Genomic DNA, 25008 nt, shown 5'->3' with positions numbered 1-25008 from the left:
GACAAAGACACCTTTTCCAAGATCGATATGTAATTAACGCCCACGGCAGATCACGCATTACGCGAACCAGGGCACGGAAAAATTTGGGGATGAGACAAACGCGGTAGTTTCACGTTGAGAGAAAAGGAGCACACGATGATGGCTTGTCGCACATGCTCCCTCCCCAACGTTAAAACTCCAAGTTGTTCTTCAGTTCCCACGGGGTGATCTGAGCTTGATAGTCGTACCACTCACGCCATTTATTGCGCAGGAAGTACTCAAAGACATGCTCACCTAGGGCATCAGCAACCAATTCAGAGCGTTCCATCTCCCTCAACGCATAGTCCAGATCATTTGGCAAATCCCTAAAGCCAGCAGCTCGGCGCTCGCGCGCCGTCATGCGAGCAACATCTCCCTCCGCAGGAGCAGGCAGCTCGTAGTCTTCCTTAATGCCCTTCAAACCGGCGGCCAGGAGAACCGCATAAGTCAAATAAGGGTTCGCGGCAGAGTCCGGAGTTCGGATCTCCACACGGCGAGACGCAGGCTTGTTCTGTGTGTACATCGGTACGCGAACCATTGCTGAACGATTCGATGCTCCCCACGCCGCTGAGCGCGGCGCCTCATCACCCGAGGAAATGCGCTTATAGGAGTTCACCCACTGGTTTGTCACCGCAGAGATCTCAGAAGCATGCTCCAAGATACCGGCGATGAAAGACTTGCCCGTCTTCGATAAACGCAGTTCGTCATCCGGATCATGGAATGCATTGTCATCGCCCTCAAATAATGACATGTGCGTATGCATGGCCGAACCAGCGTATTCACTAAACGGTTTAGGCATGAACGTGGCGCGTACACCATTATGCCGAGCAACTTGCTTGATGATGTAACGGAACGCCATCACGTTGTCAGCCATCGATAGTGCGTCGGCAAAACGGAGATCAATCTCTTGCTGGCCCGGCGCAGCTTCATGGTGGGAAAATTCCACGGAGATTCCCACGCGTTCCAAAGCATTAATGGCATCGGCGCGGAAAAATGGGGCATCATCAGTGACAGCTTGATCAAAGTACCCGCCAGTATCTGCGGGCACCGGTGTTTCGCCGTTGGTCTCTGTGCTCTTCACCAAGAAAAACTCAATCTCAGGGTGCACGTAACAGGTAAAACCCATCTCCGCCGCAATGTTCATCTGCTTTCGCAACACCTGGCGCGGATCAGCCCACGACGGCTCACCATCGGGCATCGTGATATCGCAGAACATGCGGGCAGAGAGGCTGCCGTCCTGTTCACTCTCAAACGGCAGAATCTGGAAGGTGCTCGGGTCTGGTTTGGCAATAGTGTCAGACTCTGCGACACGCGAAAAACCCTCAATCGCGGAGCCATCAAAACCGATTCCTTCTTCGAAAGCACCCTCCAGCTCAGCCGGAGCGACAGACACAGACTTCAGAAAGCCTTGAATATCGGTGAACCAAAGTCGGACGAAGCGAATATCGCGCTCTTCAAGCGTGCGCAACACAAATTCCTGCTGGCGATTCATGAATAACAATTGTATCCGTGTGCGCTCCCGAATGGGAGACCATTGTATGTTTCAGTATTTTCAGAGCGGCCAGTTTTAGGGTGAACTTCCTCCCCACCTGCGCGCATGGCAATATATGCACTATGTCTGAGAACAACAGTGCCTCCCAGAGCTACATGGCACCGACCAAGCAGGTGCGGCTGTCCGATCTCTCTGCCCGTAAGGGTTCCGGAAAACCCTTCGCCATGCTCACCGCTTATGACTATTCCACCGCTCGGGCTTTCGCCCAGGGTGGGATCGAGGTGCTGCTCGTTGGTGACTCTGCCGCCAACGTAGTTTTTGGTTATCCGACCACCGCACACATCTCCATGGACGAAATGTGCGTCATTTCCGCTGCTGTTGTGCGCGGAGCTGGCAACGCTTTTGTCATAACAGACCTTCCCTTCGGTACCTATGAGGCCTCTAACGAGCAGGCTGTCATGAGCGCCGCAGAAATTCTCCGCCGATCCGGTGCTCACTGCGTGAAAATCGAAGGGGGAGTGCGGATCGCTCCCCGTATCAAGGCCATTAAGGATGCCGGTATAGCGGTGTGTGCACACATCGGGTTCACTCCCCAGTCAGTCAATAATTTGGGAGGATTCAAGGTTCAAGGACGCGGTGAGGGGGCCGAAGGGCTCATTGACGATATGAAGGCGGTCGTGGCCGCAGGTGCAGACCTAGTCGTCATGGAAATGGTGCCGGCAGATCTCGCGAAAACAGTAACCGACATGTGCCCCGTCCCGACCATCGGCATCGGTGCTGGGCCGGACTGCGATGGGCAAGTACTGGTCTGGCACGATATGGTCGCTTTCCCATCCGATGGGCACCGACCAAAATTCGCTAAACAATGGGGTGCGGTGGGACAAACGATGGCTGATGCTGCTGCCGCATACAAACGCGAAGTGGCTGAGGGAACTTTCCCCTCCGCGGAGCATTGCTTCTAATCGGTAGTAGTTACTCGTCGTTTTTGCGAGTGCAACCGCGCGCCCTTCGTTTAGTCTGTTGAGTCGTTATCCTCGGCTGTCTAATAGCGACCGTGAGCCAGCGTCGGCTGATTAGTCGTCACCGTCGGCGTCATAAGCATCTGCTTGCTCATTACGCTTCTTAGCCGTCTCTAGGGCAGCAGCTGCCTCCTCCTGGGTGTCGTAGGGCCCCATCCGAGAATCCCAACCGGATTCTTTTCCTTGGGTGACTTGTCCGGTTTTGGTGTCGTAGTACCACTTTTCACTCATGGTTCTTTTCCTACCATAAAGCTGTGCCACGAAGATGCAGCAGCTTTCCGAGCGTATAAGCATACAAAGCTGAGAAGGCCTATGAGCCGGATTTTGTCTTACAGCGGAACTAAGGTCACGCTGCGAGGTGGCCATCCATCTGGACGCACCATTGCTGGGCGCCTCAAGCGGTCTACCTGTTCACTAACGAGCGAGCAACTCTAGAACCCGATCGCACGTTGTCTCATTACCTACCGTATTGGTAAACAACAGCATGCGTTCACTTGACCTTGCTCCCGGTGGGGTTTACCTAGCCACACCAGTCACCTGGTGTGCTGGTGCGCTCTTACCGCACCTTTTCACCCTTACCTCCAAATAGAGGCGGTTATTTTCTGTGGCACTATCCCGCAGGTCGCCCTGGGTTGCCGTTAGCAACCACCGTGCTCTGTGGAGTCCGGACTTTCCTCCGCGCCAGGCCTTGCCCCACATGGAGCCGGTTCCTCGTTCATGCGCCGCGACCACCCGGCCTTCTCAGCACAAGACACTCTACCCCGGGTCTCAATTTTCAAGGTAATGGGTATCGTTTACGCGTCGTACCACAGAGGTGTCATCAGGGTAGAACTCAACGATACTCAGCCCTGCAAGATCCAAATGCATCGTGCGGAACACCACGCCGCTAGCCTGTAGAGCCAGGCGGATGACTGACTTAATTGGAGTAACGTGGCTGACCAACACCACGTTCGCACCCTCATACTCTGTGACTAGACGGTTAATCACAAATTCCATCCGGTGATACACGTCTTCCTGGGATTCACCGCCCGGCGGTGCCGACGTGGCATTGAGAAAAAACTCACGGTGTTCATCAGGGTATTCCGCGCGGATTTCCTGAAAGCTGCGTCCCTCCCACGTACCGAAGTCCATTTCGATGAGTCCTTCATCTGTGGTGACGCTAAGCCCAAGCTGATCCGCAATGGCTTGTGCCGTCTGCTGCGTACGGGTTAGTGGCGAGGAGACAACCGCCTGAATACCTCCACGAGCCCCTAGGTAGCGAGCCACCTGAGCCGCCTGCCACTGCCCCGTTTCGGTCAGCTGTGGATCGGAGAGACCGGAAAATTGCTTGGCGACGCTCATCTCAGTTTGCCCATGACGTACTAGCAGAAAGCGGGTCGGGCGTGTACCGCCGTGCCAGTCCGGCGCGCTGAACGCGGAGGTACCACCGCAGTGCTGATGTTCCTTCTCGCCTTTCTCATTCGTCCCCCCTTTTCTTGACGCCACATCTGAACCTTCCGAACCGCCCTGACCCTCATACTGATCACTCAGGTTGAGTGTGACGCCGGATTCCTGCTCATCCATGGCGAGATTTGTCAGAGCGTCGGCCCGTTTATTGCGTTCGCGAGGCACCCACGTGTAGGTCACAGCAGAAAATTCGCGTTCTAATTGTTTGACCTGTTGTGCCAGCGGCTTCATATCCGGGTGTTTAATCTTCCAACGCCCAGTCATCTGCTCCACGATGAGTTTGGAGTCCATGAACACGTCCACCGTGGTTTCTCCACCCGTAGACCCGCTACGCTCCGCAACCTCACGCGCCAGCGTCAGACCGTTGATGAGCCCCTTGTATTCAGCAACGTTATTAGTGGCCTTATCGATGTATTCCCATTGGCACGCGAGTTCATGTGGTTCCCCCCGGGCTGCACTTGCTGCATCAACGACGGAGCAGCCGCTGCCGGCTATCCCCGGATTACCTCGGGATCCACCGTCTGATTCCACTCTCAAACGCATGATGTGCCTTTCTATCCGACGCTCTCCGATGAACACCATTATCCCAGGAGGGCAGTTCTCCTATGCCCGATGGGTTGTGTTTTGTGACCCAGTTTTATAACGGGCTTCTCAGCGGCTCACTCCCCGTGTTCCCACATGGCAAGGTACCTGTGCTCGTCAGCGGTCTGATTCCCGTATTCCTCGGCGGAGAAGTCCCCCATGTTCCTATGTGGCGAGGTCTTCATCATCGAAAAGCAAAATCACATTGCACTCAGGACAATGCTGTAATTCATCCCTCGGAGCTTGGCGTAAATCTCTGAGGACTTGGGGATCCAGCCCCATACGACACCCCTGACACATCCCCCCTCTTAACCTGGCAGCCCCCACGCCATGCTCATCGACACCCCGTTCGAACACTTCCAACACGCTCGGTGTCATGACAGCTCGTGCTTGCTCTGCACGGGCTTGAGCCGCATCAATTTCTTCCTGTAGGGCACATTCTGCGCGCTCTAAAGCTTCTTCCGCCTCAATGATCTGGGTTTGGTGCTCGGAATTATCCACTCCCGGAAGGGGCTCATCAAAGATCGTCGCTGTTCGTTCCGCACGTTGCAGCCGTTCCTCAAAGTCCTCTAAGCGCCGCAGTAGGGCACTAAGCTCACAGCGCAGCTCTTTGCGTCTTTGCGTATCGGTCTCTAAGCCGAGCTGTCTACGGTCACGACGCTCCCGCTCTCGCAAGTTGTCCACTTCCCGGCGTAAACGCATCACGTCCGTGCGTTGTTCTTGCGCACTGGTCTGCTGCCGAGCGGAGTTATCCCCGTCTTTGCTGAGTTTCTGCTTGAGTTTCTCCACCTTTTCTCGTTCGGGCAAAGTCTGCAATCGTGCCTCGAGGACAGAGATCTCGTGAAGCGCATCAGTGAGCGTCACCAACGCATTTCTATCTTGGTCGGTGTAACGCATCGTTTTAGTTCTTTCCTTGACTATGGATCGTCCACGGATCTGTCTGAATATCGAGCACGGTAGTCGTCACAGTGTGTCCCCTCTCCTCCATACCTCGGCGCACGACGTCGGCAGCCTGTCCACACCAAGGGAATTCTGAAGCCCAATGTGCCGTATCGATGACCGCACATCCACCAGCACGCACATGCTCGTCCACGGGATGATGACGCAAATCTGAAGTCACAAAACAATCCACATCCATGCCGGCAACCTTGTCCAAGAAACTATCTCCAGCCCCGGAGGACACCGCGACCCTGCGGATCATGGACTCTGGATCGCCGGCGGCACGCACTCCCCACACGGTGTGAGGGAGCCGTTCAGAAACTCGCTCAGCAAACTCACGCAGCGTCATAGGAGTATCCAGCTCACCGACGCGGCCGATACCTACATCTGCAGTACCCGAGTGAGTCTCCACCACGTCATAGGCAGGCTCCTCATACGGGTGCGCTTTCAGTAATGCACCGCGTACTTTTTCACGTACCCGCCGCTGTGCAACAAACTCCACGCGGATCTCCTCGACACGTTCCAGCTCACCGGCGCTCCCAATGTGAGGATCGGCGGCTGCTGTTGGACGGAATTGACCTGTCACGTCAAATTCGAAAGCTGCCTCCGTGTAATCGCCGACAGTGCCTGCCCCTGCATGGAACACCGCGTCTTTGAGACTGTTGGCGTCGGAGGCGGGAACAGTCACGCCCCACTTATCCAACGCCTCCTCTATCGGCCGCAACGGCTCACCGGGGGTCACACCGAGTAGTTCAGCGAGACAGTCATTCACCCCTGGGCGCGCCGAATCCGCGTTGGTGTGCGCAGAAAACAACGCCACACCATGACGGATAAGCCGGTGAACAATACGACCCTTCGGAGTATCAGCCGCCACAGTTGTCACCCCACGCATCAGCAGCGGGTGATGAACGATCAGCATGTCCGCATTCTCTGCAATCGCCCGTTCCGCCACAGCATCAGTGCAATCCAAAGCGAAGGCCACATGCTTGACATTCTCAGTAGGATCCCCGCACACCAATCCCACGGCATCCCAGGACTCCGCAAGATAAGGGGGATACGCCGCCTCCATCACACTAATGACATCTCCAACAGTGGCCGGAGAGCCGGTAGATGCACGACTGGATGATGAGGTGGGGGACGACGCAGTGTTGAACACAGAAAATCTCCTGAAACCGTGCCGCGTTTCCCTAACGAAAAACAGCGCCACGCAAGCGATACGGACGATACAAACACGCAAGATGAATTCTCTTACACGGGGTGTACCCTCCCACCCTAACCAGTTTTCTCTGGCGAGCGCGGAAGATTATTTGGAACACTGGGATAAGTGAACCCTGAACAACATCCAAAGATCCTCCTGATCGATGTAGACGGAACCCTCGTGGATAGTTTCCCCGGCATCCGCGACAGTTTCCTCTATGCCCTCGACAACAACGGCATCAGCCGCCCACCACAACAAGAGATCGCACGCATACCTGGACCGCCCATGTCCCAGACTATGGCCAACCTCGGCCTTGAAGGTGAGGTGCTGGACGCCACATTACGCTCCTACCTGGAGCATCAGGCGGGCGGCGGATGGTCCAATGCGCACGCCTTCCCAGGGATGAAAAAGCTCCTTGCACGTTGGAGAAAGCAGGGCATCATTTTATCCACCGCCACGTCAAAATCCATGGAATCAGCACAGAGGATCTTGACTCACTTCGGCATGCTTCCTTACTTCCATGTTCTGGCAGCCGCAGATCCAGACACAGGCAGACAAGGAAAAGCCATGGTCATCGACTATGCCTTAACGCAGCTCAACGCAATTCCTGAAATCGCCCACTGGCGTCAAGACACCGGCCTGTCCTTGGATCCCGGAGAATTACTCTTAATCGGGGATCGAATTCACGATGTGGAAGGGGCCTCCGCACACGGCATAGCCAGTGTTCTGGTGAGTTGGGGCTACGGAGACGAACAGGAGCGTGCCCAGGCCAACGCATGTGCCGCTTCGCCAGAAGAACTCGATCATTGTGTTCAACGCTGGTTCGCAGACCGAGGACAGTCGATTGATACATAATTTTGCATGTCTGGGCAATACGTGAACCCGGGGAACACCAGCAGCACGTGTTCCGGAGGAACACCGGCTACGCCAGCTCCTTGAGGGCACCTACAACACGTAACCTCGTTGAATATCAGCACTCAGAGCAAGACAGAATTCGAAAGGCTAAGAATCACTAGACAATGAGTAAGATTTCACAGATCACCGTGGTGTGCACGGGAAACATCTGCCGTTCCCCGATGGGGGATGTCATGCTCAACAAGGCACTTAAAGAGCAGGGCATCCCAGACGTAGTGGTTAATTCCTGTGGTCTCGGCGGCTGGCATGTTGGCGATAGCGCTGATCCGCGCGCTGTTCGAGAACTGCAATCCTGTGGCTACGATGGCACTCGCCACGTCGCCGCTCAGATTGGTGATGATCACCTCGAGGCCGATGCTTTCCTCGCTATGGATCGCGGGCATGTCCGTGGGCTCTCGCGACTCGGGGTGGATCCCGCAAAAATTTACCTGTTCCGCGCTTTCGATCCCGCTGTCTTTGACGCCGCTGCTGACTCAGCCGGGTTCCATTCCTTGCGGGCACCGGAAGTCGCTGATCCTTACTACGACGACGCCGCAGCCTTCACCACCGTGGCTCGTCAAATCGAGGCTGCTGTACCAGGAATCATCACCAACCTTGTCCTCTCAGGGAACGAAGATGACACACGTCGTGGGACATTGCCTTAGATAGTGTGCGAGCGCCATTACCGCGCACGCCGTCCCTAGAAACGCTCACGCTGCCTATTCGCCCGGCGTTCCTCGAAACGTGATCGAGTGCCTCCATATCGGTCAGCGAGCTTACGTTCGGCAACCTCACGACGCTGTTCCCGACCATCTTCATCGGTTCCGATACGTTCCACACTGGCTGAAGTTGCCGAGTGCGGCGTCGCAGATGAAGACACCTGAGGCTTAAGGGTGGACTGGTTTTTACCGTTGTCGCCTCCGGCACCATGCGCGAATGTTCTGTTCTGTGCAGCAAGCGCCTCTGCTTCAGCTATTTCTTCTTTCTCACGGCGACGTTCGCGAATTTCGGACCAAGCAAACCACCCCAGAGCCGCCGGAGCCATAATTCCGAAAGTGATCCACTGAAACCCATATGAGGTGTGCGGTCCATTGTCCAGCTGCGGCAACGGAATAGCGCTTAAGGTAGCCGAGCCCCCTAGGCTGTTGTTAATTGAATCTACCGACGTCTCATCCAGCTGGACATATTCGGATGCAAGTGGAGTCTTCTGCCTAGGAGACAACCCATCCGCCTTGTCCAGCTTGTCCTTTTCAAGCCTGCCTATAGATGGGGTGTGTATACCCGATACCTGAGAGTAGCCATCAGCATCAATTGAGCCTGTTTCAGGCGCCGCCTCAGACATGCGCAGGTACCCCGTCACCACTATTTCCCCTCGTGGCGCATGCTGAATCTGCGGTACTCGTGCTCCTTCTTCTGGTCGCGCCCACCCTCGATTCACCAAAATCGTGCGTTGATCATCTGTTTTGAAGGGAGTCAACACCTGGAACGCCGGACTTCCATTAATTGGCCGATTGCGCAGTAACACCTGGGCGTCTTCCATGAAACGCCCCTGTAGACGAACGTGGGTCCACTCCTTTTCGAGGCCGGCTGAGGATCCATCAGCAGGAATCACCTCTGACAGAGCAACAGGATCCTTTTCCATCGCCGCTTGGAGCCGGTGGTTAAACTCCGCTTTTTGTTCTCCCTTGTGCAACTGCCAAGGACCAAGAAAGGTGAACGCGAAGTAGGTAAACGTGAGGATGAGGATAGTGGTGATCACCCATCCAGGGGTGAGGAAAATTTTCCAACCCTGTCGTCTCTTCTGTTGCTGCATCACTCCCCCAATCTAGCAGTCATGAGCACAAACCCTAAGATATAAAAATAGGGTTCCCGCCTAGAGGGAACCCTATCGTGCTGTGCGCCCTGACGGGCTCGAACCGCCGACCTGCTGGGTGTAAACCAGCTGCTCTTCCAGCTGAGCTAAAGGCGCATACATTCAACCGAAGCATCCGTTCGATTGCTGCCCCATGACAATAACACGATACTAGGCGATTAGAGAAAACAGCAGTTCACAGGGCATGAACAGTACATTATGAACAAGGCGTCATTAGGTGCAGTCTTCCATCGCACAGTTGCCCGACGAGCCATCCCCAAAGATGGCCCCGAACTAACACTTAGCGCTTAGCCCCTGAGGCAACGAGGCAAGCCCCCTGCCACTGGCCTAAACGTTCGGAACTGGTCTGCACCATACCTGCCAACTGAGCTGACTCTGCGATGATTCCAGGTTCGATGGTTCCGGGCGTGTTGGCTGCCGGAGTCAACAGCCAAATTCGACCCTCGTCGCCAAGGGAACGAGTGGCGTCGACCAATCCATCGACGAGATCACCATCTTCTTCGCGGAACCACAGCAGAACCACATCGACTATCTCATCGGTGTCCACATCCAACAAAGGAGCTCCGATAGCATCTTCCAGCGATTCGCTGATACTGGAATCCGCATCCTCATCCCACCCAATTTCCTGGATGATGTCGGACTTGTTGATATCCAACATGCTCGCCCAATCCGGTGTGTTCTGCGCATGAGCGTTCTCAGGGGCAGAGCTCGGAGCGTTAGCCACTGGTGTATCAAGCCTTTCGTTCTCAGACATAGTGGACGTTTCTTTAGTAGTCACAACTCAAATCGTCCAGGTTTTTTCGATTTCTAGCAACCCAAACGCCCAAATTGCCAAATTGTTGCACTGTGGTAAACATAACACGAATGACGCCACGCGCCCGCAAAATGAACGAAAATTCACGTAGTCTGGGGAAACAATGCCTCACAGCTAACCCCATGCTTTCGAGGCTCAAGCACACTTCGCAATCGTGCACGTAGGAGGCCGAAAATGGCACAGGACGACAACCAGTTCAGCGATAGCCACTTCCCAAAAATCCGTGACGGTGTGGCGTCGTATCTCAAGGATCACGATCCGGAAGAAACCCAAGAATGGATGGATTCCTTGGACGCGATGCTCGAAGCAGCAGGCCCAGAGCGCGGCCGCTACCTCATGCTTCGCCTTCTGGAACGAGCGACCGCCAAACGCGTCCCGTTGCCACCATTGCTGTCCACAGACTACGTCAACACCATCCCCACCTCTATGGAGCCTGAGTTTCCGGGTGAAGAGGAAACAGAAAAGCGCTACCGACGTTGGATCCGCTGGAACGCCGCAGTCATGGTTCACCGTGCCCAGCGGCCTGGCATCGGCGTCGGTGGACACATCTCCACCTACGCGTCTGCAGCACCGCTCTACGAGGTTGGACTCAACCACTTCTTCCGCGGTAAGGATCACCCTGGCGGAGGCGACCAAGTCTTCTTCCAGGGCCACGCATCCCCCGGTATGTACGCCCGTGCCTTCCTGGAAGGTCGCCTTAGCGAAGAGCAGCTGGACGCCTTCCGGCAAGAAGCGTCAAAGCCGGGCATAGGACTGCCATCCTATCCTCACCCCCACGGCATGCCAGAGTTCTGGGAATTCCCCACCGTATCTATGGGCCTAGGCCCAATGGATGCCATCTACCAGGCGCGTTTCAACCGATACCTCCACGATCGGGGAATTAAAGACACCTCGGATCAGCACGTGTGGGCCTTCTTGGGAGACGGCGAGATGGACGAGCCAGAATCTCGCGGACTGATCCAGATGGCGTCTCTCCACAACTTGGACAATTTGACCTTCGTAGTGAACTGCAACCTGCAGCGCTTGGATGGGCCGGTGCGCGGCAACACAAAGATCATCCAAGAACTAGAAAGCTTCTTTAAGGGCGCTGGCTGGAATGTCATCAAGGTCGTCTGGGGTCGCGAATGGGATGAGCTGCTCGAACGCGATAGTGACGGTGCACTCGTAGAGGTCATGAACAACACCTCAGACGGCGATTACCAAACCTTTAAAGCCAACAACGGAGCCTACGTCCGCGAGTTCTTCTTCAAACGTGATCCGCGCCTTGCTGAATTGGTGAAAGACATGTCCGATGACGATCTGTGGAAATTACGCCGCGGTGGTCACGACTACCGCAAGGTGTACGCAGCATTCGCACGCGCCTTGGAAACGAAGGATCAGCCCACCGTCATTCTCGCCCATACCATCAAGGGGTACGGTCTAGGCCACAACTTCGAGGGGCGCAACGCGACTCACCAGATGAAGAAGCTAACTCTCGAGGATCTGAAGACTTTCCGCGACAAGCAAGAGATCCCTATCTCCGATGAAGAACTGGAAAAGGATCCATATCTTCCTCCGTACTACAACCCGGGCAAGGACGCTCCAGAGATCCAGTACATGCTCAAACGTCGCGAAGAGCTCGGTGGCTTCTTGCCAGAACGCCGCCAGAAGTACACACCTTTAGCGGTCCCAACGGTGGACAAAATCAAGAGTGCACTGAAAGGTTCCGGCAAAAACAAAGTCGCTACCACGATGGCCTTGGTTCGCGTGTTCAAGGAACTTATGCGTGACGAGGAAATCAAGAAGCGCCTCGTACCGATCATCCCGGACGAGGCTCGCACCTTCGGAATGGATTCCTGGTTCCCTACGTTGAAGATCTACAACACTCACGGGCAGAACTACACCCCTGTGGATCACGACCTCATGCTCACATACATCGAGGCCAAGGATGGACAAATTCTGCACGAGGGTATCTGCGAAGCCGGCTCGATGGCCTCCTTCATTGCCGCCGGCTCGTCTTATGCCACGCATGGCGAACCAATGATCCCCGTGTACATCTTCTACTCGATGTTTGGATTTCAGCGCACCGGCGATTCCATCTGGGCAGCTGCAGATCAAATGGCTCGCGGCTTCCTCATCGGTGCGACCGCCGGACGCACCACTTTGACTGGTGAAGGCCTGCAGCACATGGATGGCCATTCCCCCGTATTGGCTTCCACCAACCCCGCCGTAGTGACTTATGACCCGGCTTTCGCTTATGAGATCGCCCATATCACCCGTGAGGGTATCGATCGCATGTATGGCCAAGGGCGTGGAGAAAACGTCATCTACTACCTCACGGTCTATAACGAGCCGGTTTACCAGCCCCCTCAGCCTGAGAACCTAGATGTGGAGGCTTTGCTCAAGGGCATGTATTTATACTCTCCTGCTGACTGCTTGGTTGGTATCGAAGAGAACAGTACGGGAGACGCCGGCCCTGCACCGGAAGCTGAACATGTCGCGTCTATTCTCGCCTCTGGTGTGGGGATGGAAGCAGCAGTGAAGGCTAAGACCATGCTCGCTGAAGAATACGGGGTCAACACCGCCATCTATTCCGTCACTAGTTGGAATGAGCTGGCTAGGGATGCCCAGGCTGCAGAGCGTGAACAGCTCCGCAATCCTGGTGCCGATGTGCGTGTACCTTTTGTCGAAGAGACCCTGCGTGATGTTGACGGCCCGAAGGTCGCTGTCACAGATTTCACTACCGCAGTTCCGGAGCAAATCCGCCACTGGGTACCGGGCGAGTACATCGTTTTGGGTGCAGATGGATTCGGTTTCTCTGATACTCGCGACGCAGCTCGCCGATTCTTCAATATCGATGCCGAATCCGTCGTGGTAGCGGTTTTGCTGGGGCTCTCCCGCGAAGGAAAGATCGACAGGTCTGTCGTCGCCGAAGCTGCTGAGAAATATGAATTAACTGACCCAACGGCACCCAACGAGGTACACGAATAGGAACGTGGCAAGGATGACGCGTATTCGAAAATAACGAATACGCGCATCCGACATCCCTTCAGTCAGCTCGACAATGATCTACATCTTTCGAGATTCTTGCGACTCTCAAGACGAGATGATTGATGTCTCTCACCTATCGAGATCTACTGCGTCCCATCGCCGCGGATCACCCGAACAAGTTTGACTAATTCTGCATTGACCGCTTCTGGGCATTCCACCGGCAGCATGTGTCCGGACTCTGGGAATTCACGTTTCACTGCGTCGTGCCATACTTTGGCTATTTCACGTGTTTGCTCTGCCGGCGTAACATCGTCGCACGCACCCACCATCACCACGCCGGGAATCCCTTGTAAGAATGGCGCGGCGGGGGTTTCATCATGAACAGTTAGATCGTCCAGGTACCCAAGAACCGTGGTCATGGTGGTTCGACCAATTTCCTCTGCGTGAAATTCCACGATGTCAAAACGTGCACTCGCACCTTCTTCTAACGCACCGTGGTAGACAAAGCTAGCGATGAATGGTTCCAGCGCCCATTCGATACTGTTCTTGAGTTTTTCTGCCCTGCGGGGGAAGCGTTTACCGACGCCACGGAGACCTCGGACCACTGGAGAACGCAGAATCCGGGTGATACCTGCGGATGCAAAGGTATCTATTGCGCCATTGATGAGTGCAATACCTTTTACCCGATCGCGCGTGGCGTTATCCATATAGCGCAGCGAGCCGAGAACCGTCATCACTCCCATTGAGTGCCCCACCAACATTATTGGTCCTTCAGGTGCGCATTGTTTGATGATCTCGACAATGTCACCGGCTGTCTCATCCACACCGAGCGATTCCGGCGGCGCAGAACTATCGCCGTGGCCGCGCAGATCGGGAAAGAACATGCGCAGATTGTCCATGTGGCGTAGGCGCTCGGCCTGGAAAAACCAGGACTGACTGGAGAGAGTAAATCCGTGCGCGAAGATGATGTTAAGCGTCTCCGCCGCCGACGAGTCATAGTTTTCGGAGACGATTTCGCGGACTGCTATTTTCACGTCAGGACGGTTGGGATCTTTCGGCTTATCCTTCTCCCCCACGGCTTCCACTTCTGCCCCTGTTGGTGTGCCGGGTACAGTCACATAGTGAGTCTCATGCACATCACGCAGGTTGGGAAGATCCGGCACGCACTTCCGCAGGCGGTTCTTTGTACGACGCGCGCTCAATGTGATTACTCCCACCAAACGTGATGATTTCGCCGACATGATAACTTTCACCTACCTATGAGACAGTTCTATTTCAATCTATTTATTACACCTTAGTCACAAGGCACACCGTAGCTGTCATTTTCCTGCAACCTGGGATTTTAAGGAAAATACATCACGGCACGGTCACACTCACCGCGGCGAATGACCGAAAAATCCCTCGTCCCGTATGCTTTTGATTGACATTTAAGGACGTTCGCCGAAAGGACCCTTATGGCTGACAACACCACCGGGATCTCTGAGTCCGCGAAGCAGCAACTCGCCGCAGCGATGGGCAGCAATTCCCCCGTCAAGAAGTCTCAATCCGTTCCGGAATCCACTGAATCTCGCGTATTCGCGATCGTTGAAGATGCCACAGGTGTAGACAAAGAGGAACTAACCTCGAAGACCACTCTGGATGATGACCTGAACGTCGATTCACTAACTTTGGTGGACATCGCCGTCCGCCTTGAAGAAGAGTTCAATATCGATGTTGAGGACGAGGCCATCAACAAAGTGGGAACCGTTGGTCAATTGGTGAAGCTCGTAGAAAAACGTCTGGGATAGCTTTCCAAGAACGGCGCCCCTTAGGATTGCTTTCTTACCTGTTCATGCGGTTCATATACGTCACGTAAGCTCGTTGCCACTATGAGCATTGTTGATGTACTACAAACGACGGGCGAGTGGCCTGTGGAAGAGGTCGCTGCTTCTGCCATCACCTCCGATGGCATTGAGTGTGTGGGAGACACGTCCGAAAGTTTCTCCTTGGCTAGTGTAAGCAAACTCATTACTGCGTACGCTGTACTAATTGCGTACGAAGAAGGCGCTTTCGATCTCGATGATGGGGTGCCACCAAGCCTCCTTCCTTCCTTCGACGTCACCCCGACCTATCGAGAGCTCCTCTCCCATGCCTCAGGCATGGCTTTTGCTAGTCGCGAACAAGAAAAACCAGCGCGAACACGCCGCATTTACTCTTCTGCAGGCTATGAAGTACTAGCCGAAGCTCTCGAGTACACCACTGAAATAGCCTTCCCCGACTACGTGAACCAGGCCGTTTCCCAGCCGTTGAATATCGAGATCACTGTAGAGGGTTCCGCCGGACACGGCTTTTCGGCAAGCGTCGACGCATTAACCACCTTGGCACAGGAATTCCTGGGACCTCGGCTCTTAAGCGAGGAAACGCTAGAAGAAGCTCTACACCCCCAGTTTCCGAGGCTCAGTGGCATCGTGCCTGGTTACGGTCGCCACAACCCATGCACCTGGGGGCTAGGCTTTTCCCTTCACGGAGGAAAAATTCCCCACTGGATTCCACAGAGTATGCCTCACGATACGGCTGGTCACTTTGGCCAATCCGGAACGTTCCTGTGGATTCATCGTCCAAGCAACCGTGCAGCCGTTGTTCTGACCACAAGACACTTCGGAGACTGGGCTAAAGAACGCTGGACAAACTTTAACGACCAACTGTGGCAAGCAATGGGCGGGTAGAAACAGCGAGCCAAAAGCCTTCCACAACGAGACTTCCCCGAGGGAATAAAGAACCACCAGGGGGCTTCCACTGTTCTGCCCCCTCACTAACCACCACCGCCACTGGAATAGTTACCGCAGGACTAGATGATGACAATCGCACTCTCCCTGTTGGTCAGGCACCCAAGAATTCATGCCTCATACAGAAAAGGCCACGAGATCCAGTGAGGAACACGTGACCTGATCTACTACTCAATTGAGCTGTTGCTGGTGGGGCCAGCGGGGCTCGAACCCGCGACCAACGGATTATGAGTCCGTGGCTCTAACCGACTGAGCTATAGCCCCAGGGCATTACCTCGCTACACAGGCGAACTGCGTACAAGGGTTCTGTCCGCACATGAGTATATATGCTCTCCCCCAAAGCTCAACATCGGGACTGGATGAAATAACACCTGGGTCCCTCCGCAGCGTACCGGCACAATTGTGAATCACACCAGCTAATAAAAGCATGCCGCAACCGTACCTCAATATCCCTTCTTAGCTGGCGATTTGCATAGTTGAACACCACGCATATAAAGTATGATCTCGTTGCACGGATCACGTGCGCTAGGTAGATACGAAACGCACCTATGTGGCGCATATGTAAAGTCATCAATAATCCCCTATAGCTCAGTTGGCAGAGCATTCGACTGTTAATCGAAAGGTCACTGGTTCGAGCCCAGTTGGGGGAGCACGTCATATACCCCGTCTGACCAGGATAGATGCCAGGTCAAACGGGGTTTTCACGTAGGCAGAAGGTAGCAAACTTTCGCCTATGTGGGCCGTTTTTCATCGCTATTGTAGTCAAAATGTCGTCAACGGGCAGACGATAAGGTAACTCACGAAGGGCGCTTCTATCCGTGGTTCGCTAACACTGAAGTGAGCGCAATTACTATGCGCCAGTCGGACAATGAGGCACGTAAGCTCAGTGAAGGCGGGGGAAGCCTGTTCTCTATCCACGACCTACGCAATGCCTCCCATATTCGCGGTATCACGAACACCCGCCACCCTGATACGTTCCGGGTTGACATGCCTCGAAACTACCCCGAATAAGCAACCGCCACGGCGTCACCTGTGCTCTCAGGGGCACTCCACACCTGCCCCGGGCACACCTCAATATTTCTCCTCGTCTTCGTGGTATTCAGGAAGGAGAGATGGGTGCATGGATCGCCTAGTCACAGAGTGTTTTTGGGGGGTAAATTAGGGATAATTTCACCGTATCTTGACTTAACTAATAACGCTACGTCGCTATCATAAATAGCAACGCAACAGTATAAGGGACGTGAAATGGACCATCGTCCTTGACGGCGTAGCAGGAATTTACGCAAAACACTAGGAACCATCCCATGAACCCCATCATCATCGACAAAGACACCGGCCGCGAGCTCTGGTACGGCGAACAATGCGCCGCATACATCGGCGTAACACCACCCACGTGGCGCAACTACTCAGCCAACAAACGCACCCCAACTACGTCGCCACCATCCTCGGAAAAACACGACTCTGGGACGCCGAGGAAGTCAAAGCCTGGCACGCACAACGCCCCGGCTCCCCCATCCCCAACCACCCCTAAACCGCACACCTCAATACACCCCCCCACGGTCAACACCCCATCAGGCATGACGCCACCGCGGGAGAATCCGAGCTGAGGCAGCTAGATAAATCGGCGCTCAAAACCGCGACCGTGGTGTAAAGCTAAAGTCTTAAACCTCCGGAATGTGAATCTTTAACGGCTGCACATCTCGATGAGGCGTAACGCTATAACGGATAGGCACTGAGGTTGTGGTGAGTACTCCTAAGGCGCAGGAACGTCGGACAATAATTACACCCGCCTCCGTAACTAGACCTTCAGTGCCGGTGATGGGAAAACTCCGCGTTGAACGCCACTCCGATACATGAGGTGAACAGACCACTAGCAGCGCTTCACCAGGCAGAACACCGCCACTGTTCGTGTATTAAGCGAAGCTCCTAAGACGCAAGCTATTGCTCACGACAAACACGCTAGACAGTGCCATTGCAGCTCCCGCAAGCATCGGGTTCAGCAGTCCTAACGCAGCCAGGGGTAACGCAGCTACGTTATATGCAAAGGCCCAGAAAAGGTTCCCCTTGATCGTCGCCAGTGTTCGCCGGGCCAACGCCAAAGCATCAACCGCAGCGGTTAGGTCATCGCGAATCAAGGTGATATCTGACGCTTCAATCGCTGCATCAGTTCCCCGCCCCATGGCCATGCCCAGATCCGCCTGAGCCAAAGCAGCAGCATCATTAACGCCGTCACCGATCATCGCGACAACGTGGCCATCGTTTTGCAGACGGGCCACGGTAGAGACCTTATCTTCCGGCAGTACTTCCGCTATCACCTCATCTACACCGATCTCGTCCCCCACCGATTGAGCGACCTGGTCGCTATCACCGGTTAACAGCACCACTCTGAGCCCCATATCGTGCAGCTTCTCTATAGACTGCGCACTCGTTGGCCGAACAGTATCCGAGACGGCAATCACCCCAGCCAAGACGCCGTCTACAACCACAGGTACCTCCGTACCGACGGACTGCCGCTCGTCCCCCACGGAAGCGGCCAGGGATTCCAACGCTTCCGTAGAGGCAAACCCACGACCGACCTGAACTGCGCGCTCATCCACGCGAGCCTGTACTCCCCGGCCCGGAAGGTTCTCAAAGTCCTCCACACTAAATGCCAGTGTGCCGAGGTACTGCGCAGCCCTGTCCGCAATGGCTCTTCCCACCGGGTGCTCAGAATTCTTCTCGACAGCGCCAGCCACAGCGAGCACTTCATCGTCGCTCCAGCCCTGGTTCGGTGTCACTCGAACAACAGACATCTCACCGCTAGTGACAGTTCCCGTTTTATCCAACACAACGGTATCCACCCCACGAGCGCTCTCGAGCACTTCGGGACCTCGGATGAGAATGCCTAGCTGCGCCCCGCGTCCGGTGCCAACGAGGAGTGCTGTGGGCGTCGCTAAACCAAGAGCGCACGGACAGGCGATAATCAATACGGCGACTGCAGAACTCAACGCTCCGGAGACGTCACCGGACAACAGCAACCAGGCCACGAGAGTAAGCACGGCGAGCCCTATGACCACCGGCACAAAAATCCCCGAGATTCGATCAGCAAGCCGCTGCACCTGTGCTTTACCTGATTGCGCCTGCTCCACCAGCTGAGCCATCTGCGCCAGCGTGGTGTCACTTCCCACACGAGTTGCTTCAACGATCACACGGCCAGAAGCATTGACCGTCGCTCCCGTCACCGCAGATCCCGGCGATACGTCCACCGGTACGGATTCGCCAGTCAACATCGACTCATCAACCACGGATGTGCCTTCAAGGACCACTCCATCGGTCGCTATCTTCTCACCTGGACGTACAACGAAGCGCTGACCCACCTGTAGCTGATCAACCGGTATGAGTACTTCCGTTGCCGGGTTCCCTTGCAGCACCGATGCATATTTTGATCCAAGCCGGGTCAGTTCACGCACAGCATCTCCAGCTCGTTTTTTTGAGCGGTGCTCGAAATACCTGCCAGCCAGCACAAATGTCACCACGCCCGCGGCAACCTCGAAGTAGATATCTCCAAGAGGTTCGGTATGTGAATGGAGTATTGACCAAGTATGGCGCATGCCCGGCATACCCGCGTGACCACAGAGCAAAGCCGCCAGCGACCATAGATACGCCGCCAATGTTCCTACCGTGATGAGTGTGTCCATCGTCGCGGCACCGTGTCTGAGATTGGCTAACGTCGCCTTGTGGAATGGCCATCCTGCCCACAAGATCACTGGAGTAGCCAGCACCAACGATACCCACTGCCAATATGTGAACTGAAGTGGCGGAATCATCGCCATGAGAATGACTGGTGTGGCCAGGCTGACTGAGACGACCAGACGATGCCGCAGACTCTCTAACTCCCGCTTAGCGGCTAGCTCAACATCAGTAAGCTCCTCCGCCTCACTGTCCCCCTTATGGCTCACCGACTGTGAGGACGACGCCGTCTCTGCCCCACGGGTTGGAATAAATGCCTGATAGCCCATCCCATCAATGAGATCAATGTACGAGGTCGGATCCGCACCTACAGATGACTCGATGTGTGCCTTTTCCGTGGCATAGTTGACCGATGCCTCCACGCCAGAGATTTTATTGAGCTTGCGCTCAATGCGTTGGGCGCACGACGCGCACGTCATTCCTACGATATCGAGGTCGATGGAGGTCATGAGTACGAGAGTATCACCGTCTTTACTCCCCCGGTAAACCGGCTCTCCCCACTCAGATCACCGGCTTCGCTCCTTTGGATCACTGACTCTCCTGCCCTCGAAGAGATTGCGCGATTAAAGCCCGCATTCAACGAGCTCATACGAAAACCGTGCCGCTCGAGCACAAGATCACTGCCCGGGGTATCAGTAACCGCGATCCTTCCACTCTTGAAGATGGGGAGCTTCAGCACCAATCGACGTAGCATCCCCATGCCCGGTGTACACTTCCGTGTCCCCTGGAAGACTCAGTAAAGTGCCCTCGATAGAGGCAATGATGGTGTCAAAATCACTAAATGAACGCCCGGTGGCTCCCGGCCCGCCCGCAAATAAAGTATCTCCGCTGAACAACACCTTCGCCTCTGGAAGATAGAAGGAACACGACCCCGGAGAATGCCCTGGAGTGTTCAACACCTTCAGATCAGTACCTGCCACGTGGACAATCTCGCCATCTTTGAGCTGAAAAGGGTCAAAGTCTGGATGCGTCTCATGCCACAGCATCTTGTCCCCGGGATGGAGGAAGACGCGCGTGTCTAGTCTCTCTGCCAGCTCTGGTGCCACAGTGATGTGGTCATTATGCGCATGTGAACACAAGACACCCAGTACTTCTCTGTCACCAACGGCGTCGATAATCGGCCGTGCATCATGAGCGGCATCAATGATCATGCATTCGGAGTCATTGCCGATAACCCAGATGTTGTTATCTACTTCCCATTCCCCGCCGTCAAGAGCAAAGACGCCGCTGGTCACCACACGGTCAATGCGCAGCCCGCTTTCGGAATAATTTTTCATCTGTTCCATGCGTGTCACACCTACTGAAATTCCACTACTGAGCGAAGAACCTCACCCTTTTCCATCTGTTCGAAAGCCTCCTCCACTTTGTCCACCGTGGTGCGAGCATCCACGAACTTGTCCAACGGAAGATGACCCTGGTTGAACAGATCAACATACAGGGGAAAATCGCGTTCTGGGAGGCAGTCCCCGTACCACGAGGATTTCAGTGCTCCGCCGCGGCCAAAAACATCGAGAAATGGGAGCTCCAACGTCATCTCAGGTGTTGGTACCCCAACCAGAACCACGCGTCCGGCAAGATCACGGATGTAGAAGGCTTGCTTATAAGTCTCCGGCCGACCGACAGCATCGATGGCCACGTCTACACCAAAGCCATCCGTGAGAGCGTGTACCTTTTCCACGAGCTCACCGTCAGACAAGTTCGCAGAATTAATGATGTGGGTTGCGCCGAATTCATCCTTTGCTCGCTGAAGTTTTACGTCAGAGACGTCGATCGCGATGATGGTCGTGGCACCAGCCAAGCGAGCTCCAGCGATTGCTGCCATTCCCACGCCTCCTACGCCTATGACAGCGATTGATTCGCCACGCGTGATCTCGCCGGTATTCACCGCAGCGCCCAGACCAGCCATCACGCCGCATCCGAGCAGACCTGCCGCGGCAGGATCAGCTTTATCGTCAATTTTGGTGCACTGCCCCTCATGCACAAGGGTCTTTTCGATAAATGCGCCGATTCCGAGAGCAGCCTCTAGCTCCGTGCCATCCTCGAGTGTCATCTTCTTCGACGCGTTGTGTGTCGCAAAACAATACTTCGGCTTACCTTTCTTACAGGCGCGACATTCTCCACATACGGCCCGCCAGTTGAGCACCACATAATCACCGACTTTCACGTGGGTGACGTCGTCTCCGATGCATTCCACTATTCCAGCAGCCTCATGACCCAGCAGGAAAGGGTAGTTATCGGAGATACCCCCATCACGATAGGCCATATCGGTATGGCACACCCCACAAGCCTGGACCTTCACGATTACGTCATTCGGACCCGGATCCGGGATAACGATGCTGGTCAATTCTACTGGCTTAGCTTTCGCTCGGGCGATAACTCCCTGCACGGTTTGCTTCATCTCGCGTAATCCTCCTTGAGCGGTTCATGTCCGTCCGCCATCGTGGCGCAACCATTGACTGCAGTGCGCAGTTGTTCTCCTTCCTGTCTACACGTATTCTCTTCGCAGGTCAGCCCAGGTTTTAACGACAACCATTACCAGTAAAGCCAGTGGGCATGTCACTAAGGATCGCGTATGCTGGGCAAAGTTGGCTGAGAGCATAGGGAAGGAAGAAAACGGCAATGTTTGAGCTCGTCGTAGGCGCAGCAGCCGGATACGTTCTGGGCACCAAGGCGGGTCGCCGTCGTTACGAACAGATTCGTCGCGGCTACCTGACCGCAGTGAACTCTGAAATCACCCGTAAAGCAGTACATGCGGGACGGAAGGCCATCGCCAACCGCCTCGATCCAGAACCCCGCATGCACGAAATCCGCGATCTCAATGCAACAACCCGTGAATCTCTCGGTGAGGGTGTGAGCATCGTCGAATCAGACAATGAACACCCCAACGATCGCATTCCGGAAGACTTCAGCCGCAACCTGAAAGATCCCAAAAAGATCGCTAAAGAACGGCGTATAACAGCGAAGAAAACCTCACTGAAAAACAAGCTTCCGTTCAAGAAATAAGAACCTCTACACCAAATCTGCAACCAATCTACGCTGCGCCACGCGAGAACAATACGCAGCTCAGACCCGCTAGGGTTATGCTCTAGCGGGTAAAATCCCCATATGCTGCCGCGCGTTCCTGCAACGACCGGCGGTATTTCTCTAGCGCCATGAGATCTGCAAATAAACCTCGATATTCTTCCTGTTCCAAGTCTGGGCGCATGCGTTGCATTCGGGATTTCATATCGGCAATCTCATTACCTACCCAACGCTCTTGCATGCGCGCCATAATTGCGTCCGCGTAGTACGGCAACCGCGATGTTTCACAGTGAATGTCATCAACAGCCAGCTCAGATACCACCGCCCGCCCCATGGGATCCGGGATACGCGACGCCACCTTATCGATCCATTCCGCACCGCCAGAACTCTTAGCCGCCCCACCTGCATCGGCAATCGCCTGCGCAATTGCGACATACGTGGGATGCTCAAAACTCACCGGTGGCATGAGATCGAAAATGGCGCTAGCCAGCTGTGGTTCCTGCAGCGCGAGTTTCAACACTTCTCGCGGACCTTGCAAGTATTCATCGCTGGGATCCGGGCGATCCATTCCTTCAACTGCATGCAATCGAGGTCGCTGTTGCGGGCTGCTGCCTTGGACATAGTCCGACGCCACCCCTGACCCACCTGGGGCAGGTGCTTGCCCTCTCCCACTATGTTCTTCTTGTTCTTCACGTTCACGGCGTGCCGCACCCTGCTTGAGCTCAAGCTTTGGACGTTGGCGATGAGCATTGCGAGCCTCACGCCGAACCTGCTCTAGAAGATCATCCGGGTCAGCCCACGCAATCCAACCCGAAGCCTGTCGAGAGTATTCGTCGCGCATAGCCTCATCCCGAATGCTGGCCAAAACAGGAACAATGCGACGCATAGCATGAACCCGCCCATCGATACTTGCGGTGTCATACTCCGCCACGATTGTTCGGATGACGAACTCAAACATAGGGATACGCGAAGCCACGAGGTCACGCACCGCCTGATCACCTCGCTCCATGCGCACATCGCACGGATCCTGACCTCCCGGCGCGACCGTCACATAACTGTGGCCAGCAAATTTCTGATCTCCTTCGAAAGCCCGCAAGGCTGCCTTCTGCCCTGCTTCATCGCCATCGAAGGTGTAAATAATCTCACCTCTGAAGAACTTATCGTCCAACATGAACCGGCGCAGCATCTGCAAGTGCTCCGCTCCAAAGGCTGTACCGCATGCGGCCACTGCGGTGTTCACACCTGCGGCATGCATAGCCATAACATCCGTGTAGCCCTCGACCACCACCGCCTGATGGCAAGCAGCAATGTTTTTCTTTGCGTGATCGATGCCAAAGAGCACTTTGGACTTCTTATAGAGCAAAGTCTCTGGTGTGTTTATGTATTTGCCGAGCTTGTCATCATCAAAAATTTTGCGCGCGCCGAAACCGATAACATCGCCGGCCACGTTCTTAATTGGCCACAGTAGGCGGCGATGAAAGCGGTCTATAGGCCCCTTCTGTCCCATGCGAGCAAGCCCTGCAGCTTCGAGCTCTTTGAAATTAAAACCCTGGCGTTGCAGATGTTTCGTCAGGGTATCCCATCCGCCGGGTGCATAACCACAACCGAATTGTGCGGCGTCGTCCATGGTGAAGCCGCGCTCGAGGAGAAAATTGCGTGCTTCCTCCGCCCCCTGCACATCGCTGGTGAATTGTTCACGGTAGAAGTCCCATGCCGCTTTGTTTGCAGCCACGAGTCTCTGACGAGTGCCAGGCTCCTCTCGTTTACCTGGCCCACCCCCTTCGTAGTTGATGCGGTATCCGATACGCTCGGCACACTGCTCTACCGCCTCAGGGAAGGTGACGTGCTCCATTTTCATGAGGAAGCTAAAAACATCCCCACCTTCGCCAGTGGAGAAACAATGGAAATAACCCTTGTTAGGGCGCACGTGGAAGGATGGCGTCTTCTCATCTTTAAATGGAGATAACCCTTTCAGAGAATCCACCCCGCCTGGTTTGAGCTGGACATATTCCCCCACTATTTCTTCGATCGGAGTTTGTTCGCGGATCGCCGCAATGTCCCTTTCGGGGATACGTCCCTTAGCCATGATCACAACCCTAGCGCAGGGCAGCCATAGGTCTGAAGCGTCGCTCAACGGTGTGCTGTCCAAAAACCCGCGTTCTAACTGAAAAGGTGACTACCGACTCACTTATCTATTCCTATAATGGATTCTGGAAAACGCCCACCAACAGGAAAGACTTGCTCTAAC

The 25008-nt window shown here is 54.9% G+C and carries 20 protein-coding genes, 3 tRNA genes and 1 other RNA gene; 9 read left to right on the top strand and 15 right to left on the bottom strand.

The genetic code is table 11. The features are described from left to right. Window positions 1–169 precede the first annotated feature (169 nt). Window positions 170–1510 carry a type I glutamate--ammonia ligase gene (glnA, locus tag GP473_RS03140; protein WP_185769348.1) on the bottom strand — a complete coding sequence of 447 codons (1341 nt, stop codon included), beginning with the start codon at window positions 1508–1510 and terminating at the stop codon, window positions 170–172. 122 nt (window positions 1511–1632) lie between these two features. Here glnA and panB point away from each other — a divergent pair, with 122 nt between their 5' ends. Next, window positions 1633–2472 (top strand): 3-methyl-2-oxobutanoate hydroxymethyltransferase, encoded by an 840-nt coding sequence (panB, locus tag GP473_RS03135; RefSeq protein ID WP_186277131.1) that lies wholly within the window; start codon window positions 1633–1635, stop codon window positions 2470–2472. Window positions 2473–2583: 111 nt separating this feature from the next. Here the strand turns inward: panB and GP473_RS03130 are convergent, their stop codons facing one another. From GP473_RS03130 to GP473_RS03110, 5 genes are all read right to left on the bottom strand, one after another. Next, window positions 2584–2760: an SPOR domain-containing protein gene (locus GP473_RS03130; RefSeq protein ID WP_186277130.1), complete on the bottom strand. Its 177-nt coding sequence runs from the start codon at window positions 2758–2760 to the stop codon at window positions 2584–2586. A gap of 66 nt (window positions 2761–2826) precedes the next feature. Next, window positions 2827–3273, bottom strand: an RNA gene (gene rnpB, locus GP473_RS03125) — RNase P RNA component class A. 24 nt (window positions 3274–3297) lie between these two features. Continuing rightward, complete coding sequence (locus GP473_RS03120) at window positions 3298–4518, bottom strand: bifunctional RNase H/acid phosphatase (protein WP_186277129.1); 1221 nt, start codon at window positions 4516–4518, stop codon at window positions 3298–3300. Window positions 4519–4722: 204 nt separating this feature from the next. Then, window positions 4723–5454: a C4-type zinc ribbon domain-containing protein gene (locus tag GP473_RS03115; RefSeq protein WP_186277128.1), complete on the bottom strand. Its 732-nt coding sequence runs from the start codon at window positions 5452–5454 to the stop codon at window positions 4723–4725. A gap of 4 nt (window positions 5455–5458) precedes the next feature. Further along, window positions 5459–6652, bottom strand: coding sequence for a Nif3-like dinuclear metal center hexameric protein (locus GP473_RS03110; protein WP_186277127.1), 1194 nt, complete (start codon window positions 6650–6652; stop codon window positions 5459–5461). Between the two features lie 168 nt (window positions 6653–6820). Between GP473_RS03110 and GP473_RS03105 the strand changes: the two genes are divergently transcribed. After that, entirely contained in the window at window positions 6821–7549 is a 729-nt protein-coding gene (locus GP473_RS03105) for an HAD hydrolase-like protein (RefSeq protein WP_186277126.1), read from the top strand. A 164-nt stretch (window positions 7550–7713) separates the two neighbouring features. After that, window positions 7714–8253: a low molecular weight protein-tyrosine-phosphatase gene (locus tag GP473_RS03100; protein WP_185769342.1), complete on the top strand. Its 540-nt coding sequence runs from the start codon at window positions 7714–7716 to the stop codon at window positions 8251–8253. Window positions 8254–8288: 35 nt separating this feature from the next. On the opposite strand, the gene GP473_RS03095 is transcribed toward GP473_RS03100, so the two are convergent. The 3 genes from GP473_RS03095 to GP473_RS03085 form a co-directional block, all read right to left on the bottom strand. Further along, window positions 8289–9401 carry an SURF1 family cytochrome oxidase biogenesis protein gene (locus tag GP473_RS03095; protein ID WP_185769397.1) on the bottom strand — a complete coding sequence of 371 codons (1113 nt, stop codon included), beginning with the start codon at window positions 9399–9401 and terminating at the stop codon, window positions 8289–8291. An 83-nt stretch (window positions 9402–9484) separates the two neighbouring features. Beyond that, window positions 9485–9557 (bottom strand) — tRNA-Val (locus tag GP473_RS03090). A 184-nt stretch (window positions 9558–9741) separates the two neighbouring features. Then, a complete protein-coding gene (locus GP473_RS03085; RefSeq protein ID WP_246394956.1) occupies window positions 9742–10119 on the bottom strand; it encodes a DUF3052 domain-containing protein in 378 nt (125 codons plus the stop codon). Window positions 10120–10449: 330 nt separating this feature from the next. On the opposite strand from GP473_RS03085, the gene aceE reads away from it, so the two are divergent. Next, a complete protein-coding gene (aceE, locus tag GP473_RS03080) occupies window positions 10450–13245 on the top strand; it encodes a pyruvate dehydrogenase (acetyl-transferring), homodimeric type (RefSeq protein ID WP_186277125.1) in 2796 nt (931 codons plus the stop codon). Between the two features lie 143 nt (window positions 13246–13388). Here the strand turns inward: aceE and GP473_RS03075 are convergent, their stop codons facing one another. Then, window positions 13389–14486: an alpha/beta fold hydrolase gene (locus GP473_RS03075; protein WP_186277124.1), complete on the bottom strand. Its 1098-nt coding sequence runs from the start codon at window positions 14484–14486 to the stop codon at window positions 13389–13391. Between the two features lie 213 nt (window positions 14487–14699). Between GP473_RS03075 and GP473_RS03070 the strand changes: the two genes are divergently transcribed. After that, the gene (locus GP473_RS03070; protein WP_185769338.1) at window positions 14700–15032 is read left to right on the top strand and encodes an acyl carrier protein; all 333 of its coding nucleotides are present in this window, start codon (window positions 14700–14702) and stop codon (window positions 15030–15032) included. A gap of 81 nt (window positions 15033–15113) precedes the next feature. Then, window positions 15114–15950: a serine hydrolase domain-containing protein gene (locus GP473_RS03065; RefSeq protein ID WP_185769337.1), complete on the top strand. Its 837-nt coding sequence runs from the start codon at window positions 15114–15116 to the stop codon at window positions 15948–15950. A gap of 247 nt (window positions 15951–16197) precedes the next feature. Here the strand turns inward: GP473_RS03065 and GP473_RS03060 are convergent. After that, window positions 16198–16274, bottom strand: a tRNA-Ile gene (locus GP473_RS03060). Between the two features lie 313 nt (window positions 16275–16587). On the opposite strand from GP473_RS03060, the gene GP473_RS03055 reads away from it, so the two are divergent. Then, window positions 16588–16660, top strand: a tRNA-Asn gene (locus GP473_RS03055). Window positions 16661–17370: 710 nt separating this feature from the next. Next, on the top strand, window positions 17371–17541 hold the full coding sequence (locus GP473_RS03045; protein WP_313770388.1) for a hypothetical protein: 171 nt from the start codon (window positions 17371–17373) through the stop codon (window positions 17539–17541). Between the two features lie 382 nt (window positions 17542–17923). Here the strand turns inward: GP473_RS03045 and GP473_RS03040 are convergent, their stop codons facing one another. From GP473_RS03040 to GP473_RS03030, 3 genes are all read right to left on the bottom strand, one after another. Further along, window positions 17924–20188 carry a heavy metal translocating P-type ATPase gene (locus GP473_RS03040; protein WP_185769335.1) on the bottom strand — a complete coding sequence of 755 codons (2265 nt, stop codon included), beginning with the start codon at window positions 20186–20188 and terminating at the stop codon, window positions 17924–17926. 183 nt (window positions 20189–20371) lie between these two features. Beyond that, window positions 20372–21025 (bottom strand): MBL fold metallo-hydrolase, encoded by a 654-nt coding sequence (locus GP473_RS03035; RefSeq protein WP_185769334.1) that lies wholly within the window; start codon window positions 21023–21025, stop codon window positions 20372–20374. A gap of 11 nt (window positions 21026–21036) precedes the next feature. Continuing rightward, a complete protein-coding gene (locus GP473_RS03030) occupies window positions 21037–22137 on the bottom strand; it encodes an S-(hydroxymethyl)mycothiol dehydrogenase (RefSeq protein WP_185769333.1) in 1101 nt (366 codons plus the stop codon). Window positions 22138–22358: 221 nt separating this feature from the next. On the opposite strand from GP473_RS03030, the gene GP473_RS09455 reads away from it, so the two are divergent. Then, window positions 22359–22742 (top strand): hypothetical protein, encoded by a 384-nt coding sequence (locus GP473_RS09455; RefSeq protein WP_246394886.1) that lies wholly within the window; start codon window positions 22359–22361, stop codon window positions 22740–22742. 82 nt (window positions 22743–22824) lie between these two features. On the opposite strand, the gene dnaG is transcribed toward GP473_RS09455, so the two are convergent. Next, the gene (gene dnaG / locus GP473_RS03020; RefSeq protein WP_185769332.1) at window positions 22825–24846 is read right to left on the bottom strand and encodes a DNA primase; all 2022 of its coding nucleotides are present in this window, start codon (window positions 24844–24846) and stop codon (window positions 22825–22827) included. Between the last annotated feature and the right edge of the window lie 162 nt (window positions 24847–25008).

This window comes from Corynebacterium anserum, assembly GCF_014262665.1.
GTDB classification, from domain to species: domain Bacteria; phylum Actinomycetota; class Actinomycetes; order Mycobacteriales; family Mycobacteriaceae; genus Corynebacterium; species Corynebacterium anserum.
Note: the sequence above shows the minus strand (reverse complement) of the source record. Positions and strands in the feature narration are given on the sequence as shown.

Coding starts and splice junctions, on each gene's coding strand:
- glnA (WP_185769348.1), bottom strand. CDS start 1,510: ATGAATCGCCAGCAGGAATTTGTGTTGCGCACGCTTGAAGAGCGCGAT.
- panB (WP_186277131.1), top strand. CDS start 1,633: ATGTCTGAGAACAACAGTGCCTCCCAGAGCTACATGGCACCGACCAAG.
- GP473_RS03130 (WP_186277130.1), bottom strand. CDS start 2,760: ATGAGTGAAAAGTGGTACTACGACACCAAAACCGGACAAGTCACCCAA.
- GP473_RS03120 (WP_186277129.1), bottom strand. CDS start 4,518: ATGCGTTTGAGAGTGGAATCAGACGGTGGATCCCGAGGTAATCCGGGG.
- GP473_RS03115 (WP_186277128.1), bottom strand. CDS start 5,454: ATGCGTTACACCGACCAAGATAGAAATGCGTTGGTGACGCTCACTGAT.
- GP473_RS03100 (WP_185769342.1), top strand. CDS start 7,714: ATGAGTAAGATTTCACAGATCACCGTGGTGTGCACGGGAAACATCTGC.
- GP473_RS03095 (WP_185769397.1), bottom strand. CDS start 9,401: ATGCAGCAACAGAAGAGACGACAGGGTTGGAAAATTTTCCTCACCCCT.
- GP473_RS03085 (WP_246394956.1), bottom strand. CDS start 10,119: ATGTTGGATATCAACAAGTCCGACATCATCCAGGAAATTGGGTGGGAT.
- aceE (WP_186277125.1), top strand. CDS start 10,450: ATGGCACAGGACGACAACCAGTTCAGCGATAGCCACTTCCCAAAAATC.
- GP473_RS03075 (WP_186277124.1), bottom strand. CDS start 14,486: ATGTCGGCGAAATCATCACGTTTGGTGGGAGTAATCACATTGAGCGCG.
- GP473_RS03070 (WP_185769338.1), top strand. CDS start 14,700: ATGGCTGACAACACCACCGGGATCTCTGAGTCCGCGAAGCAGCAACTC.
- GP473_RS03065 (WP_185769337.1), top strand. CDS start 15,114: ATGAGCATTGTTGATGTACTACAAACGACGGGCGAGTGGCCTGTGGAA.
- GP473_RS03045 (WP_313770388.1), top strand. CDS start 17,371: ATGCGCCGCATACATCGGCGTAACACCACCCACGTGGCGCAACTACTC.
- GP473_RS03040 (WP_185769335.1), bottom strand. CDS start 20,188: ATGACCTCCATCGACCTCGATATCGTAGGAATGACGTGCGCGTCGTGC.
- GP473_RS03035 (WP_185769334.1), bottom strand. CDS start 21,025: ATGGAACAGATGAAAAATTATTCCGAAAGCGGGCTGCGCATTGACCGT.
- GP473_RS03030 (WP_185769333.1), bottom strand. CDS start 22,137: ATGAAGCAAACCGTGCAGGGAGTTATCGCCCGAGCGAAAGCTAAGCCA.
- GP473_RS09455 (WP_246394886.1), top strand. CDS start 22,359: ATGTTTGAGCTCGTCGTAGGCGCAGCAGCCGGATACGTTCTGGGCACC.
- dnaG (WP_185769332.1), bottom strand. CDS start 24,846: ATGGCTAAGGGACGTATCCCCGAAAGGGACATTGCGGCGATCCGCGAA.